This window comes from Paracoccus aminovorans, from assembly GCF_001546115.1.
GTDB lineage: Bacteria > Pseudomonadota > Alphaproteobacteria > Rhodobacterales > Rhodobacteraceae > Paracoccus > Paracoccus aminovorans_B.
This window is the reverse complement of sequence record NZ_KQ955209.1, coordinates 813,846-828,226: the sequence shown is the minus strand read 5'-3', so window position 1 is coordinate 828,226 and position 14,381 is coordinate 813,846. Positions and strand designations below refer to the sequence as shown.

14 protein-coding genes and 3 pseudogenes are annotated in these 14,381 nt (G+C 64.3%); 6 read left to right on the top strand and 11 right to left on the bottom strand.

Going from position 1 to position 14,381, the window contains the following annotated elements:
- The first annotated feature begins 12 nt into the window (after window positions 1–12).
- Complete coding sequence (locus tag ASV56_RS15730; RefSeq protein ID WP_253880076.1) at window positions 13–942, top strand: LysR family transcriptional regulator; 930 nt, start codon at window positions 13–15, stop codon at window positions 940–942.
- Window positions 943–1,173: 231 nt separating this feature from the next.
- Entirely contained in the window at window positions 1,174–1,917 is a 744-nt protein-coding gene (locus tag ASV56_RS15725) for a sulfite exporter TauE/SafE family protein (RefSeq protein WP_062562939.1), read from the top strand.
- 41 nt (window positions 1,918–1,958) lie between these two features.
- Here ASV56_RS15725 and ASV56_RS15720 read toward each other — a convergent pair whose 3' ends face one another.
- Window positions 1,959–2,273 carry an NIPSNAP family protein gene (locus ASV56_RS15720; RefSeq protein ID WP_062562938.1) on the bottom strand — a complete coding sequence of 105 codons (315 nt, stop codon included), beginning with the start codon at window positions 2,271–2,273 and terminating at the stop codon, window positions 1,959–1,961.
- A gap of 29 nt (window positions 2,274–2,302) precedes the next feature.
- Here ASV56_RS15720 and ASV56_RS23695 point away from each other — a divergent pair, with 29 nt between their 5' ends.
- Window positions 2,303–2,785 (top strand): hypothetical protein, encoded by a 483-nt coding sequence (locus tag ASV56_RS23695; RefSeq protein WP_156429204.1) that lies wholly within the window; start codon window positions 2,303–2,305, stop codon window positions 2,783–2,785.
- Here the strand turns inward: ASV56_RS23695 and ASV56_RS15715 are convergent.
- The 8 genes and pseudogenes from ASV56_RS15715 to ASV56_RS23685 form a co-directional block, all read right to left on the bottom strand.
- Window positions 2,710–3,378 (bottom strand): fumarate hydratase C-terminal domain-containing protein, encoded by a 669-nt coding sequence (locus ASV56_RS15715; RefSeq protein WP_062562937.1) that lies wholly within the window; start codon window positions 3,376–3,378, stop codon window positions 2,710–2,712. The genes ASV56_RS23695 and ASV56_RS15715 overlap by 76 nt on opposite strands.
- Window positions 3,375–4,331 (bottom strand): fumarate hydratase, encoded by a 957-nt coding sequence (locus ASV56_RS15710; RefSeq protein WP_062562936.1) that lies wholly within the window; start codon window positions 4,329–4,331, stop codon window positions 3,375–3,377. Before ASV56_RS15710 ends, ASV56_RS15715 begins: the two co-directional genes overlap by 4 nt.
- A gap of 22 nt (window positions 4,332–4,353) precedes the next feature.
- Window positions 4,354–6,117, bottom strand: a complete 1,764-nt coding sequence (locus tag ASV56_RS15705) for an L-aspartate oxidase (RefSeq protein WP_062562935.1) — start codon at window positions 6,115–6,117, stop codon at window positions 4,354–4,356.
- 3 nt (window positions 6,118–6,120) lie between these two features.
- The gene (gene sdhC / locus ASV56_RS15700) at window positions 6,121–6,462 is read right to left on the bottom strand and encodes a succinate dehydrogenase, cytochrome b556 subunit (protein WP_036698527.1); all 342 of its coding nucleotides are present in this window, start codon (window positions 6,460–6,462) and stop codon (window positions 6,121–6,123) included.
- A complete protein-coding gene (locus ASV56_RS15695; RefSeq protein WP_062562934.1) occupies window positions 6,462–6,794 on the bottom strand; it encodes a succinate dehydrogenase in 333 nt (110 codons plus the stop codon). Before ASV56_RS15695 ends, sdhC begins: the two co-directional genes overlap by 1 nt.
- Window position 6,795: 1 nt before the next feature.
- Window positions 6,796–7,524, bottom strand: coding sequence for a succinate dehydrogenase/fumarate reductase iron-sulfur subunit (locus ASV56_RS15690; RefSeq protein WP_437435924.1), 729 nt, complete (start codon window positions 7,522–7,524; stop codon window positions 6,796–6,798).
- Window positions 7,525–7,692: 168 nt separating this feature from the next.
- Window positions 7,693–7,866, bottom strand: a pseudogene (locus ASV56_RS23690) (IS66 family transposase); the annotation flags it as partial.
- A 13-nt stretch (window positions 7,867–7,879) separates the two neighbouring features.
- Window positions 7,880–7,998: pseudogene (locus tag ASV56_RS23685) on the bottom strand (IS66 family transposase); the annotation flags it as partial.
- A gap of 256 nt (window positions 7,999–8,254) precedes the next feature.
- Here ASV56_RS23685 and ASV56_RS15685 point away from each other — a divergent pair.
- Complete coding sequence (locus ASV56_RS15685; RefSeq protein ID WP_082724872.1) at window positions 8,255–9,439, top strand: IS110 family RNA-guided transposase; 1,185 nt, start codon at window positions 8,255–8,257, stop codon at window positions 9,437–9,439.
- 2 nt (window positions 9,440–9,441) lie between these two features.
- Here ASV56_RS15685 and ASV56_RS24530 read toward each other — a convergent pair.
- Window positions 9,442–9,721, bottom strand: a pseudogene (locus tag ASV56_RS24530) (IS66 family transposase); the annotation flags it as partial.
- A gap of 161 nt (window positions 9,722–9,882) precedes the next feature.
- Between ASV56_RS24530 and ggt the strand changes: the two are divergent.
- Window positions 9,883–11,688 (top strand): gamma-glutamyltransferase, encoded by a 1,806-nt coding sequence (gene ggt, locus ASV56_RS15680; protein WP_062562931.1) that lies wholly within the window; start codon window positions 9,883–9,885, stop codon window positions 11,686–11,688.
- Window positions 11,689–12,191: 503 nt separating this feature from the next.
- Here ggt and ASV56_RS15675 read toward each other — a convergent pair.
- Entirely contained in the window at window positions 12,192–13,058 is an 867-nt protein-coding gene (locus tag ASV56_RS15675; protein ID WP_301336102.1) for a LysR family transcriptional regulator, read from the bottom strand.
- Between the two features lie 106 nt (window positions 13,059–13,164).
- Here ASV56_RS15675 and ASV56_RS15670 point away from each other — a divergent pair, with 106 nt between their 5' ends.
- Window positions 13,165–14,376 (top strand): pyridoxal phosphate-dependent aminotransferase, encoded by a 1,212-nt coding sequence (locus tag ASV56_RS15670; RefSeq protein WP_062562929.1) that lies wholly within the window; start codon window positions 13,165–13,167, stop codon window positions 14,374–14,376.
- Window positions 14,377–14,381: the final 5 nt, after the last annotated feature.

The following is a 14,381-nucleotide window of genomic DNA, read 5'->3' as shown; positions in this document are numbered from 1 at the left end:
TTCATAATAGAATTGAGATGGAGGGCTGCCATGTCCATACGGATACTCAGAACGCTGATTGCCGTCGCCGATCACGGCACGTTCAGCGCCGCCGCGGATGCGGTTTTTGTCACCCATGCCGCCGTCAGCCAGCAGATGCGCGCGTTGGAGGCCGAGTGGCAGGTCGCGGTATTCGATCGCTCGAAACGCACCCCGGAACTGACGCCGATCGGGCGGGCGCTGCTGGCCAAGGCGCGCGAAGTGGTGCGCGCCTATGACGACATCGTGCCTTCGGTGCTGGGGGACGATGGCCTCAAGGGCGAATTCAGCCTGGGTGCCGTGCCGACGAGTCTGACCGGGCTGGTGCCCTTTGCCACGGCGATGCTGAAGACGAAATGCCCGGAACTGCATGTGGGATTGTTTCCGGGACTGTCCATCCCGCTGATCCACCAGGTCGAACGAAACGCACTGGACGGCGCGCTGATTTCCAAGCCCGACATGCTGCCGGTCGGTTTGATCTGGCACCCCATCGCCTCCGAGGAACTGGTCCTGATTTGTTCCGAGCAGATCACGGATGACGATCCGATCAGGATCCTCAATGAAAACCCCTTCATCCGGTTCACGCGCGACGCCGTGGTGGGCTCGATCATCGAAAAATGGCTGCTGTCGAACAACATCACGGCCAACGACAATATGGAGTTGGCGGGACTGGAGGCGATCTACAGCATGGTGCTCGCCGGCCTTGGCGTCTCGATCGTCCCCGAGGCTTGCGTCCGGATCGCCAATCCCCCGCCGTTGCGCCGCATTCCACTGTCGCTCAAGGACGCGCCCATGCGGCATCTGGGACTGGTCCAGCGCAAGGACAGCACCAAGAATCGCGTTTTCAGCGAGATTGCCCAAGCGATGGAACGCGCCGTCGAGGTCGGCACATTCTCGCCCGAGACGATTGTCCGGATAGTCTGAAAGACTTTCAGCCGGAAAGAAGGTCATGGCTTGCGCTCCGGCCAAAAGACGGTCATTTTAAATTTAAATGAACATTTGTATGTTTATTTAAGCTAAATGTAAGCGCTACTTGCGGAAATGCGTTACCGTGACACGGGAACCGGTGCTGCTTCACCTCCCGCCATGGCGTATGACGGATGCCTTGAACGGCGGCAAGTTCTCTGCCGGCAACCTGGAACAAGCGGAACCGATATGACGACAGGATTCCTTGCGGCGCTTCTTGCCGGAGCATTCGCCGGCGGGTTCATCAACGGCCTGGCGGGGTTCGGCACGGCCCTGCTGTCTCTGGGACTGTGGCTACAGATCATGCCGCCCCCGCAGGCCGTGGCCATCGTGGTCGTCATGTCGGTCGTCAGCGGGTTGCAGGGGCTGTGGATCACCCGGCGCGAGATCCGAGACCGCCCGGGTCGGCTGGCGCGCTTTCTTGTCCCGGGCCTGATCGGGCTGCCCATGGGCGTGACCCTGCTGAACGTGATCAGCGCGCCGGTCCTCAAGCTGGTGATCGCAGGCTTCATGATCGCCTACGGTGGGTTCTTCACGTTGCGCCGCTCCCTGCCTCGGTTTGAAAGACCGACGCCGGGAATGGATATCGGCATCGGCTTTGCGGGGGGCATCCTCGGCGGCGCCGCATCCCTGTCGGGCGCTCTACCCACGATGTGGTGCGCCATGCGCCCTTGGCCCAAGGGTGAAACCCGTGCCGTGCTGCAACCCTACAATGTAGGCATTCTGGGCGCAGCCGTCGCGCTTTTCGCCTTGCAAGGCCTCTATGACCGCGAGACCCTGACGCTGATTGCGTTTGCCTTGCCGGCCACCCTCATCGGTGCCCATTTCGGTATCAGGTTGTTTCACCACCTGGACGACACGCAGTTCCGCCGTCTGCTGATCGGGGTGATGCTCGCCTCGGGCTTGGCTCTTGCCTTGCGTGAGCTCATTTGAAAAGGGCCGGCGAAGGTCGCCGGCCCTTTTTATCCAAGATCTCAGGCCTGCTTGAAAAAGGGCGCCGGGACCAGGATCTTGTTCTCGATGTGATCGACCAGCGGGCGCATCTGAACAGCATAGGCCTGCCATTCCTCCGAGGCCTGCAACGCCTTGCGACGCTCCCAACGGAGGTCCATGCTGTCATAGCCCCACATATGCACGATCTGGTTCAGCGGACCAATGTCGGTGAAGTAATAGCCGACCATATTGCCGAGGATGCGGGTCTGCACCGCCAGCCCCTCTGCCTCGTAGAGCTTGAGGAATTTGGACACATTCCCGTTCTTCAGCGTATATGTGCGCATATCGATGAACATCGCGATCTTCCTTCAGTCAGTTTTAAGATATGAAGCAACTGGATGGCGGCCGGCGCGGAGGCCGCAAGCAGGACGGTCAGGCCGCAGACAATGGCGATGGCGTTGATCTCTCAAGCTTCGCCAATGAAGTCTTCATGTCCAAGACTGCGGTAACCGTGGCCGCCGACGCCGATTCCGGCAGAGGCAATCTGCTGAAACGTAAGCCCAGCCCCGGCACCGAAACGCAGAAGCTTCTTTTTCACGGCGAATTCGACGCTAACCGCGGCCGAGGAGCCCGGTTCAGCCAGAAAAGCGAAGGCCATGCCGAGGCCATCGGCATGATCGACACGCCACAATGGCCCGAAAGGAGGCGTGCGGCCAGCGCTACCGTGACAGCCCGAGAGAATGCCGAGGAACAGCAACCGCGCAGTGCCGGGCACGGTTGGGACAACCTGCTTTATCCGATAAGCTCGTCCCGGCGGTCGTCCGTCTCGCCGAACCGCTTGAGGACGGCCGGCTTGGTGCCTTCGTAGACGCGCTCCAGGTTCTCGGCGATCTTGGCGTTCTCGCGTTCGAACAGGCAGTTGCCTTCCAGGTCCGAGGCCACCAGGAACGGCCCCATCCGGTTGCAGCGGATCACCCACATCGCCTGGGCCAGGCCGAGTTCCTCGTTCCAGTACACGGCCTCGACATTCTCGACGCCGCGGCCCAGCAACGCACCGGTGCCGTAACCCACGGTCGAGAGATAGATGGCACCGTTCGGCACGAAATATTCCTTGTAGTCCCTGGACGACATGCCGCCCTTGCCGATGATCAGCTTGGCGCCGGTCTTGGCCATCCACTCGGGCAGCCATTTCGCAAAGCGGAAGCTGGCGGTGGCGGTAACGGCGCCCATGTCGAAGCTGCCATCCTCGCGGATGGTCGCGGCGGGCGAGCAGTGGAAATTCGCCGCGCTCTGTGACGGCAGTTCCATCGGGATGTTCGCCTTGTCCTCCAGCGCGCGCATATAGACGCCCTCGCGCGCGGTATACATCAGCCCGTTCAGATAGACGATGTCGCCCATCCGCAGCGCGGCGATCTCCTCGGGGGTCGGGGTGGTGGACAGGATGACTTCACGCGGTCTCATTCGGCGGCCTCCATTGCCATGTCCCAGCCCACGGTCTCGCGCCGCTGATAGGGGGTGAACCAGTCGGGATCGGTGCGATGCTCGACCCGCCCGTCGGGAAAGATGCGCGCGACGGCGCGGCGCGAGGACAGACAGAAGGCATGAACCGACATCTGCATGCCTCCGGTATGGCAATAGCCGACCTCGATATGGGTGTCGATCACCATGTTCCTGCCGACGAAGCCCATCGCGCCCATGCCGATGGAATTGCCAAGTTCCTTGAACTCCTCCTCCAGCGCAGCAATGCGCGGATCGCTGTTGCGATCGCCCACCGTGCGCAGGCAGGCGGCACGCTTGCCCAGCACCATGCAGGTGTCCTTGCAGCCGCCGAGCCCGATGCCGATGATTGCCGGCTGGCAGGCCAGCCCGCGCTTGCCGAAGGCCACCAGGCTGTCGAGATAGAACCGCTTGATCCCCTGGATCTCGTCCGAGGGGAACAGCATCCGGTAGTCGGTGCCGAACAGCCCTCCCTTATGGACCGTGATCAAATCAATCCATTCGCCGCCCGGCTCATAGCCGTATTCGATCTCGGGCGCGCCGATGCCCACGTTGTTGTTGTGGTCGGTGCGCCACAGCGGATGCACCCGGTTCGGCCGCAGGGGCACGCCGCTGGTCGCTTTGGCGGTGGCACGGCGCAGCGCCTCTTCCAGCGCGACGGGACCGCCCTCGATGCGGGTGTCGTTGCCCATCTTGACATACCAGCGCGGTGTGCCGGTGTCGCCGCACATCGCGCGCCGGTCCTGCTTGGCGGCCTCGTAATTCTCCAGCATCGCCTGCAGGACGAAGGACGACAGGTCGCCGTCCTCGGTTTTCGCGGCGGTCTTCAGGCCCTCTAGATAATCCTCGGGGATCTCGATGGCCGCCTTGGCCATCAGCTTTTCGGCGGTGGCCTGGATCAGGTTGATCGGTATCACGTTTGGCTTCCTCTTCGGTCGGCTATTGCGCGGCAACCAGCGTCTCGGGTTCGCCTTCGGGCAGGATCGTCTCGCCCGGCCGGACGATGGTGAATTGCACCTGTTCGCGGCTTAGCATCAGGTCCTCGCCCTTTTTCCGCGCGAGAGTGAAATACGAGGTCTCAAGATCGCCGCTTTCCGGGAAATCCTCGCGGAAATGCGCGCCGCGCGAGTTCTCGCGCAACTCGCCCGCCCGCGCGATGACCGCGGACACCTCGACCAGCGAGGCCATGTTCAGCCAGTCATGCCAGGTCAGGTTGAAGGCCAGCTTCGCCGGATCGATCCCGGTCTGCATCAACTCGTCCCGAATCTCGGCGATACGCTTCTGGCCGCGCTGCAGGCCGGCGCCGGTGCGCATAACGCCGACATCCTCCCACATCGCCTCTTGCAGCTTGTGGCGGAGGGGCTGGATCGGCGCGACAGCCTGCGAGAAGGGATGACTGGCGCGTTCGATCTCGGCGGCCAACACGGTGTCGTCGGGATCGCGCAGCGCGCCCATGCGCCGGATGTCGGCGCCCATGACGTCGCCGGCGATGCCGCCGAAGACGGTCGAGTTCGCCACGCCGTTGCCGCCGAGCCGGTTCGAGCCATGCGCGCCGCCCGCATCCTCGCCCGCGACGTAAAGCCCCTCCATCTCGGTGCGGGTATCCGGATCAACCACCACGCCGCCCATGAAGTAATGCGCGGTCGGCACCACCTCGACCTTGCCGCCGGCCAGGTCAAAGCCGGAATCGGCGCAACGCTTGACCATGCCGGCGAATTTCTTGCGCACGTTCTCGGGGCCGAGGTGGCTCATGGAAATGAACATGCCGACCTGGCTGGGATCGTTCATCTTGCGCATCTCGGCATAGATGCCGCGGCTGACCACGTCGCGCGTGGCCCGCTCGCCGCGCGCGTCATAGTCGAACATGAAGCGGTCGCCACGGGCATTCAGCAACTGACCGCCGGCGCCACGCAGCCCCTCTTCCAGCACGGTGCCGGTCATGCGGGTATGGTCGCCCGCCAGCAGGCCCGTGGGATGGAACTGCACCATCTCCATGTCGCGCAGCGGCAAGCCGATGCGCAGCGCCATGGCCAGCCCGTCCATGGTCTTGTCGCCCGAAGGCGTGTGATACTTGTACATGGTCGGACCGCCACCCGTGCCCATCATCACGCATTTGGCGCGCACGAAGCGGAACTGGCCGGTGCGCATGTCGATGAACAGCACCCCCGCCAGCGAGGCCCCGTCGGCGGTCGGGATCAACCCGATGGCGCGGTGTTCTTGCAGCTTGCGGATCGGGCGGGCCAGCACCTGCTCCATCAACCGGCTGATGATCTCGATGCCCGTAAGGTCGCCCTTGTGAACGGTGCGGTCTGCGGTCTGGCCGGCGAAGGCCTTCTGGTGCAGCGTTCCGTCGGGGTTGCGGTCGAAGAAGCAGCCGACCTCGTTTTCCAGCTCGCGAATGCGGACGACGGCCTGTTCGCACAGCCGCCAAGCCATGTCCTGGTTCGGCAACCACTTGCCGCCGTTGATCGTATCCATGAAATGCCGCTCGACGGTGTCGCCGCCGCCCAGTGCGACGTTATAGCCGCCCTGCACCATGCGCGTGCAGCCGCATTTGCCGATCAGCCCCTTGACGGCCAGCGTGATCCGGGTGCCCTCGGGCGCGCTCTGCTGGGCATGCAGCGCCGCGAACAGCCCGGCCCCGCCCGAGCCGAGGATCAGGATGTCGGTCTCGTCCCGTTCGATGTCGAATGTCGCAGCCATGGTTCACACCGCCCGCAGAAGAAAGGTTCCAGAGATCAGGAAGGCGCCCGCGATGGTGCCGGCGGCCAGGCTTTTCTGCCGCGGCGACCAGGGCAGGAACTCCAGCGCCAGCAGGCGCAGCCCGCCGAAGAAATGCACCGCCAGCAGGAAGACCAGCCCGAACTCGGCCAGCTTGACCAGCGGGTTCTCGGCAAAGCCGAGAAAGCGGTCCAACCGCTCGGGCCGGGTCAGCGCCAGGGACAGGACATAGAAATGCGCGGGCAGAAACAGCGCCAGCGCCAAGCCGGACAGGCGGTGCAGCATATAGGCCAGCCAAAGCGGATGCTTGCGATGCGGCTTGATCATCACAGCACCGTCACGGCCGCCACGGCGCGCGCCCCCATGATTAGCAGGCCCAGGCCCATGACCCAGGTGAAAAGCTCCAGTGCCAGGCCTCGCAGGCCGGTCGTCTCGTGCAGGATCACCCGCAAGCCGATGGCGGCATGGATCGAGACGGCCAGCACGAAACCGCCGTAGAACAGGAACCACGCGACGCTGCCTTGGGTGCGGGCCAGGATTTCCGCGCTGCTTAGCCCGCCCTGGATGGCATAGACCATGACCGCCAGATGCCCCAGCACCAGCGGCCCCATCACCATCGCGCTGAGTCGCTGCGCCATGTAGAGACGAAGTCCAAGCATGCTATCCCCTTCCCTTCAGGAACGACTTTGCCGCGGCGCGCTTCAGCCCGGCGATGGCGCTCAGCGGGTCCAGCTCGTTGGGGCAGAAGCGCGTGCAGCTGCCCTGCGAATGGCAGTTCATGCAGCCGCCCGGACCGGTGGCGGCATCCAGGATCGCTTGCCGGTCCTGGACCTTCACGTCGTTGTAAAGCGTCCAGGCGCGCTGCAGCGCCGCCGGGCCCAGGTAATCGGGGTTGCCCGCCACCGTGTCGCAGGCGGCATAGCAGACCGAGCAGTTGATGCATTCGATCGCCGTATTGGCGACGACGCGTCCAGGTTCATCCGGACTGACCTGCTGGATCGGCTCAGCGCGGCTGCGGCTGGGCTTGTGAACGCCGCCGGCCTTGACCCATTTGTCGAAGAACGGGTCCATGTCCGCTGCCAGATCCTTGATGACCGGCAGGTTGCGCAGCGGTCCGATCTGAAGTTTGCCGTCCTCCAGCACGCGTTTGACATGCGTCCGGCAGGTCCAGCGCGGCTGACCGTTGACCATCATCGCGCAAGAGCCGCACATGCCCACCCGGCAGGCATAGCGATAGGTCAGCGACGGATCGACAGCCTGCTGGATCCAGCTGACCACGTCAAGCACGGTCTGATTGTCGTGGGCCGGCACCGAAAAGGCTTGGTAGCCGCCCCGATCTCCTGCTCCGCGCCAGACCGAAACCTCCATTGTATCCGTATTCTCGCTCACAGCGCACCTGTTGGCTCAACTTGTGAACCTCAGCGTATATGAGAGAATGCCTAACATAAAGGAACTAATTCTAAATAATAGTGTAAGTGAAAATTTCAATATAGCGGCGTGGGGCAACTCCTTTAGAGCAACCGGAACAGCTGCAACCAGGGTCCCCCTCCGGCGCTAAAGCGGAAGGCCGTCGGCGTATTTGGAGACGGCAATATGCGCCAAAAGCGCATCAGTTGGCAGCCCGCTTTCGATGATATGTGCCCGGGCCAACGCCTAGTTGACGCCATCCCAGTTCTTGAACGCGTATTCAGGCCAGCGGGTGACGATCACCCGGAATTTCTCCGGGATCAGGATGGCGGCCAGGCGTCTCGATGATGGTCATGGCGCGGGCCAGTGCTTCGGCTCCGGTATCCGCCCCGGCGAAAAGCGGTTGCCGCGCCCGACGCCGATCGGGCGCGGGGCGCGTTCGGCGGGGTTGTTATCGGGCATGCTGTTCTCGGCGCCCATCGAACAGCACGCGACTCTGACCTGGTCATGGTAGAGTTGCCGTGTCGGGACAGGGGCGTCGGAGTGCGAAGAAGCGGGCAGGCCGAATTGACTTTGAGCTGCGAGCTCGCGTTGTTATCTGGCCGCCCCTGCGACTATCCCGTCTGCGCTGTGAGCGCGTATCCGTAGATGTCGCACAGCCCGCGCACTCCTCCATCGGCAACAGGGAGGATTTTGCATGCGATCCATAGGAATGGATGTTCATCGAAGCTTCGCGCAGGTTGCGATCCTTGAGGATGGAAGCACGACAGATGTCAGGATCGATCTTGATCATGACGCGGTGGTGGTTTTCGGACAGACCCTGCGTCCGGATGACGAGGTCGTTCTGGAGGCGACGGGCAATACTGCGGCCATCGTCAGGCTTCTGACACCTTTTGTGGCGCGGGTCGTCATCGCAAACCCGCTGCAGGTGAAGGCCATCGCCCATGCGCGGGTCAAGACCGACAAGGTGGACGCCAGAATCCTGGCGAAACTTCATGCCGCAGGCTTCCTGCCGGAGGTCTGGGCCGCAGATGACCGGACGCTGAATCTGCGGCGCCTCGTTTCCGAACGCGCAGCGGCGGTGAGATCGATCCGCCGGGTCAAGAGCCGGGTCCAGGCTGTCCTGCATGCGAACCTCGTCGCCAAATATGCCGGACACCTGTTCGGCAAAGGCGGCAGGCGATGGCTGGCCTCGGCACCGCTGCCGAAGGCGGAGCGCGATCTGCTTATCAGGCATCTGGATGAACTGGACTGGCTGGAAGGGAAGCTGGCGAAACTGGATCAGGCACTGGCGGGTATCGCGCTCGACGACAGCCGCATGCGCAAGTTGATGAGCATAGCCGGCATCAATGTTGCGGTCGCCACCGCGGTCATTGCCGCGATCGGCGACATCTCCCGCTTCTCCGCACCCGATCGTCTCGCAAGCTATTTCGGGCTGACACCCCGGATCCGGCAGTCTGGCGAACGCGGCGCCATCCATGGTCGGATCTCGAAGCAAGGGAATACGATCGGGCGCACCATGCTGATAGAGGCCGCTTGGTCGGCCGCTTCCGTGCCGGGGCCGTTGCGGGCCTTCTTTCTCCGGATCAAGGATCGCAAGGGGCACAACGTCGCCGCCGTCGCGACCGCGCGCAAGATTGCAGCGTTGATCTGGCAGCTGCTCACAAAGGAGGCCCCCTATCGATGGGCGCGACCGGCCTTCGTCGCGATGAAGATGCGGAAACTCGAGTTGCGCGCCGGTGCCCCACGGGCTCATGGACCAGCAGGTCCGGGCCACGACTATTGGATCAAGGAAATTCGTCACCGAGAGATGGAACTCGTCGCGCAGGCGGAGGCGGCCTATGCCCGCATGGCCCAAACGTGGAGAAACAAGCCGCCAAAACCGAACAAGGTCTGAGAAAGGGACTGTTCAACAACATCCGTGTCGACACCCACGCGCCCATCGGACAAGAGCAGGCTGGGGGCGCTCCGGCGGCTCAGCCCGTAACGCAAGGCCTTGACCAAGCACCCTTGCTGGGAATCCGCGGGAACTGCCGCTCCGACTAGGCGAAGAAGGCCTCGACTTCGGGGCACTGTGCTTCCGGCGCGCGACGAGACGGACATCGAGGGGACGACCGGTCTCCTACACGATATCATAAAGCGCACTGGTGCGGTCGAGCGCCTCGCAGGAAGCCGCGGATTACGTCTTGTCCTATTCGTCGTGGAAGTCCCATTACGACAAAAATCAACGGCGTTGTAATCCCCGGATCAAACATCGAGACCCTGCAGCCGCTGATATCCCTTGAGTTGCACCGATGGCGCGCGCGGATCACACTAGCCTCATCAGCAAGGAGGGTGGAAATGACACGCACAGGTCTGGCAGTGGCGCTGCTTCTGGGTAGCACCGTCTCGGGGATGGCCCAACAGGCGACCGACGCGGTCGCACCCGAGGCGGATGCCGCGGCGGGCGTCGCTGCTGAAAGCTTCGGCCCGCTGGACGAGGCGGCACGGGCCGCGCTGACGACCAAGGCCGAGGGCCGCCCGGTCGCAGCGCAGGACTGGATGGTAACGGCAGCGCATCCGCAGGCGGTCGAGGCCGGCGCGCGGGTGCTGGAGGCCGGCGGCAGCGCGGCGGATGCGATGGTCGCTGTGCAGACCGTGCTGGGATTGGTCGAGCCGCAAAGTTCCGGCCTTGGCGGCGGGGCGTTCCTGGTCTGGTATGACGCGGCGACAGGGAAACTGACCACGCTCGACGCGCGCGAGACCGCGCCCATGGCCGCCACGCCTACGCTGTTCCAGGACGATCAGGGCCAGCCACTGGAGTTCATGGCGGCGGTGGTCGGCGGCCGCTCGGTCGGTACGCCGGGAACGCCCGCACTGCTGGGGGAGGCGCATCGCCGATGGGGTCGCACCAACTGGGCCGGGCTGTTCGATACCGCGGTCCGGCTGGCGGACGAGGGCTTCATCGTCTCGCCCCGGCTGGCTGAGCTGGTCGCGGCCGAAGGCGAGGCGCTGCAGGCGGATCCGGCGACGACCGGCTATTTCTTTCCCGGTGGCCAGCCCGTCGCAGCAGGCGCGACGCTGAAGAACCCGGCCTATGCCGCGACCCTGCGCAAGCTGGCGGCCGAAGGAGCCGACGGCTTCTATAAGGGCGAGATCGCCGAGGGCATCGCCGCCGCCGTGCGCGGGGCGGCGGACAATCCCGGCCTGCTGTCCATGGCCGATCTGGCCGGTTATCGGGTGGTCGAGCGTCCGGCGGTCTGCGTCGAATATCGCGACCACGACGTGTGCGGCATGGGACCGCCGTCCTCGGGCGGGCTGACCGTGGGGCAGATCCTTGGCATGCTGGGCGGCTACGATCTGGCCTCGCTGGGGGCCGAAAGCCCCGAAAGCTGGCGGCTGATCGGCGATGCCTCGCGTCTGGCCTTCGCCGACCGGGGGCGCTACATGGCCGATCCCGAGCATGTGCCGATGCCGACACAGGGACTGATCGACCCCGCCTATCTGGCCGAGCGGGGCAAGCTTCTGGCCGGTGACGATGCCCTGCCCGAGGTCAGCGCCGGCCGACCCGGCTGGGATCACGCAAGACTGTGGGGCGCGGATACCTCGCTGGAACTGCCCTCGACCACGCATATCTCCATTGTGGACGGCGACGGCAACGCACTGTCGATGACCACCACCATCGAGAACGGCTTCGGATCGCGGGTGATGGCACATGGCTTTCTGCTGAACAACGAACTGACCGATTTCAGCTTCGAGACCCATGACGCCGATGGCTGGCCCATCGCCAATGCCGTGGCGCCGGGCAAGCGGCCGCGATCCTCGATGGCGCCGACCATTGTGCTGAAGAACGGCAAGCCGGTGCTGGTCGTCGGCTCGCCCGGGGGCAGCCGGATCATCGGCTATGTCGCCAAGGCCATTATCGCGCACCTGGACTGGGGCATGGACGTTCAGCAGGCTGTGGCACTGCCCAATATCGTCAACCGCTTCGGGCCGATGGATGTCGAACCCGGCCTGCCTGCCGCTCTGACCGACACCTTGGCCCGGATCGGATTCGAGGTGAAGGAAACGGAACTGACCTCGGGCCTGCAAGCCATCGCCATTGGTCCGGACGGGTTGACCGGCGGCGCCGATCCGCGACGCGAGGGGATCGCCATCGGCCGCTGATCTGTCCGCAGCAACGCAGGGCGTGTGGTGATCAGGCCGGATGTCCGCCCGTTTCGCGCTGCTTGGCGGGCGGCCTTTGTGAGGCCGTCCTTGTTGGCACGGTTTCGGGCAGGTGATCCGTCATACGGAACTGATCGACGTCGCCGCCCCGCTGCTTGCTTGGACCCTGCCTTGGCGACGCCGGGTGGCACCGTCCGTCCCGCCCGCCATCTTTCGAGGCGGCAATCGTCTGTGCTGCGCCTCTACTCCTCCTGCACACCACCATCCAGGAGGGTGTCACTGATCGGCAAGCGGGTCTCCCCCTGCTGGCTGGCGTCGCCTCGCGCCGGGTGATCTTCATGCGGCTCTGCGAGGCATCTGAAACAGGTGATCGAAGTGCTGATGCTAGGCCGTCACCTGCTTTTGTCTCACGCGACAACACGATTAGCCAAGCACCGCACCGGCGGCGGTGCGTACTATCGCGCAGCTACGGGGCAGGAGTTAGGGAATGACCTTGCGCATACCTAGAGCGGGCGAATGCCCTTGGCGCAAGCCTTGACAAAAGCGGTGATCGCGGGCGCGCGAGGGCCGGACCGACGCCAGATCACCCCGGTCCTGCGCGTGTCCCGGAATTCCAGTGGCAGCTTGCGCAACCGAAGCCCGGCCGGCCAGGGCGGTGCCCAGTCGGGGACGATCGAAACGCCGAGGTCGCAGTCGACATGCGCCGCGATCGCGTCCAGTGCATCAAGCTCCAGCCATTCCTGCACCACCAGCCCGTTCTCGATCAGGTAGCGGTCGACGATCTGCCCGCCCCACTGATTGCGGTCATAGCGGATGAAGCGGCATTGCCGCAGCAGGGCATGCGGCTCTAGTTCCGGTGCGCGCTCCGAAGCGATGAACACCAGCGGCTCGTTGCGAATGGTCAGCCAGTCGGTCGCCTTCGGAATGGCAAATTGCGGCTGCACGATGATCGCCGCGTCGAGCTGGCCGTCGACCACGCGGTGATACAGGTCGACCGAGGAGCCGGGTTGGACGAAATATTCGATCGCGGGATACTCGGCGCTGAGCCGCGTCAGAATGGTCGGCATCAGGCCGGTCAGCGAGGTCGCGGTTGCGCCCAGTCGCAACTGCCCGGCCGGCACGCCATTGGCCGCCAGCGCCCGAAGATCGCGTGTCCCCTGCACCAGCGCCCGAGCCTGGTCCAGGATCGCCAGCCCCTCGGTGGTGGGCTGGACTACACGGCCATTGCGAGTGACCAGGACATGACCCAGTTCGCTTTCCAGGGCTCGCAGGCGTTGGGCCAGGGCTGCGGGGGTCATGTTCAGCCGTCGCGCCGCCTCGGCGATCGAGCCGCAATCCGCGACCATGATGAAGCTTTCCAGAAAACGCATATCCATGAAGATGGAAATACTATCTTTTGAAAGTATGAAAAGCCGTTTTTGCCTTTGTGTTCTCGCTTGCTAGGCTTGTGCGGAATCGACATGAAAGGATTGGCCGATGAGTATCGCGGAAAAATTCAGCAGGCTTGGCACGGATAACGCCCCGGGACAGGAGGTGCGCCAATCGGCCGAGGCGGACTTCCTGCTCGGCGAGGCCCTCAAGGGGCATCCGGTCGATTTCTCGCATGGCGATGTCGATGCGCATGAGCCGACGCCGGGGGCGTTCGGGCTGTTTTCGGACGGCGTGGCCCAGGGCGGACGCCAGGCCTATACGGAATATCGCGGCAGCATGGACATTCGCGCGCTGCTGGCTCCGCGCCTGGCCGCCTTCACCGGCAGCCCGGTCGATGCCGAGAACGGGTTGATCATCACGCCCGGCACGCAGGGGGCGCTGTTCCTTGCCGTGGCGGCGACGGTCTCGCGCGGCGACAAGGTCGCCATTGTCCAGCCGGACTATTTCGCGAATCGCAAGCTGGTCGAATTCTTCGAGGGAGAGTTGCTGCCGGTCCGGCTTTCCTACGAGGATGCGGATGAAAGCCGCGCCGGCCTCGACCTGGACCAACTCGAGGATGCGTTTCTGGCCGGCGCACGGGTTTTCCTGTTCTCGAACCCGAACAACCCGGCCGGCGTCGTTTATTCCGCTGCCGAGATTGCACAGATCGCCGCCCTGGCCGGGAAATACGGCGCCACGGTGATCGTCGACCAGCTTTATTCGCGGCTGACCTATGCGGGCGTCTCTTATAGCCACCTGCGCGCGGCCGCGGTCGATGCCGAGAACGTGGTCACCATCATGGGGCCATCCAAGACGGAATCGCTCAGCGGCTATCGGCTGGGCGTCGCCTTCGGCTCGACTGCCATCATCGCGCGGATGGAAAGGCTGCAAGCCATCGTCTCGCTGCGGGCGGCCGGCTATTCGCAGGCGGTGCTGCGGAGCTGGTTCGACGAACCCACGGGCTGGATGGAGGACCGGATCAAAGCGCATCAGGCGATCCGCGATGACCTGGTCGGACTGTTTCGCCAAATCAAGGGCTGCAGCGCGCGCCTGCCGCAGGCCGGCAGCTACCTTTTCCCACGGCTGCCGCAGCTCAGCATCACGCCAGACCGTTTCGTCAAGGCGCTGCGCTTGCAGGCCGGGGTCATCGTTACCCCTGGAACCGAGTTCAGCCCGCATACCGCTGGAAGCGTCAGGCTGAACTTCTCGCAGGACCACGTGGCCGCGGTCGCGGCAGTGCAGCGGCTGGCAGCGCTGGTCGAGCGATACCGGGCATAGCCCGT

What these genes read in the sequence shown, in the direction of transcription:
- ASV56_RS15725 (WP_062562939.1), top strand. Translation starts at nt 1,174, where the DNA reads ATGACGACAGGATTCCTTGCGGCGCTTCTTGCCGGAGCATTCGCCGGC.
- ASV56_RS15720 (WP_062562938.1), bottom strand. Translation starts at nt 2,273, where the DNA reads ATGTTCATCGATATGCGCACATATACGCTGAAGAACGGGAATGTGTCC.
- ASV56_RS23695 (WP_156429204.1), top strand. Translation starts at nt 2,303, where the DNA reads ATGAAGCAACTGGATGGCGGCCGGCGCGGAGGCCGCAAGCAGGACGGT.
- ASV56_RS15715 (WP_062562937.1), bottom strand. Translation starts at nt 3,378, where the DNA reads ATGAGACCGCGTGAAGTCATCCTGTCCACCACCCCGACCCCCGAGGAG.
- ASV56_RS15705 (WP_062562935.1), bottom strand. Translation starts at nt 6,117, where the DNA reads ATGGCTGCGACATTCGACATCGAACGGGACGAGACCGACATCCTGATC.
- sdhC (WP_036698527.1), bottom strand. Translation starts at nt 6,462, where the DNA reads ATGATCAAGCCGCATCGCAAGCATCCGCTTTGGCTGGCCTATATGCTG.
- ASV56_RS15695 (WP_062562934.1), bottom strand. Translation starts at nt 6,794, where the DNA reads ATGCTTGGACTTCGTCTCTACATGGCGCAGCGACTCAGCGCGATGGTG.
- ASV56_RS15685 (WP_082724872.1), top strand. Translation starts at nt 8,255, where the DNA reads ATGGATGTTCATCGAAGCTTCGCGCAGGTTGCGATCCTTGAGGATGGA.
- ggt (WP_062562931.1), top strand. Translation starts at nt 9,883, where the DNA reads ATGACACGCACAGGTCTGGCAGTGGCGCTGCTTCTGGGTAGCACCGTC.
- ASV56_RS15675 (WP_301336102.1), bottom strand. Translation starts at nt 13,058, where the DNA reads ATGCGTTTTCTGGAAAGCTTCATCATGGTCGCGGATTGCGGCTCGATC.
- ASV56_RS15670 (WP_062562929.1), top strand. Translation starts at nt 13,165, where the DNA reads ATGAGTATCGCGGAAAAATTCAGCAGGCTTGGCACGGATAACGCCCCG.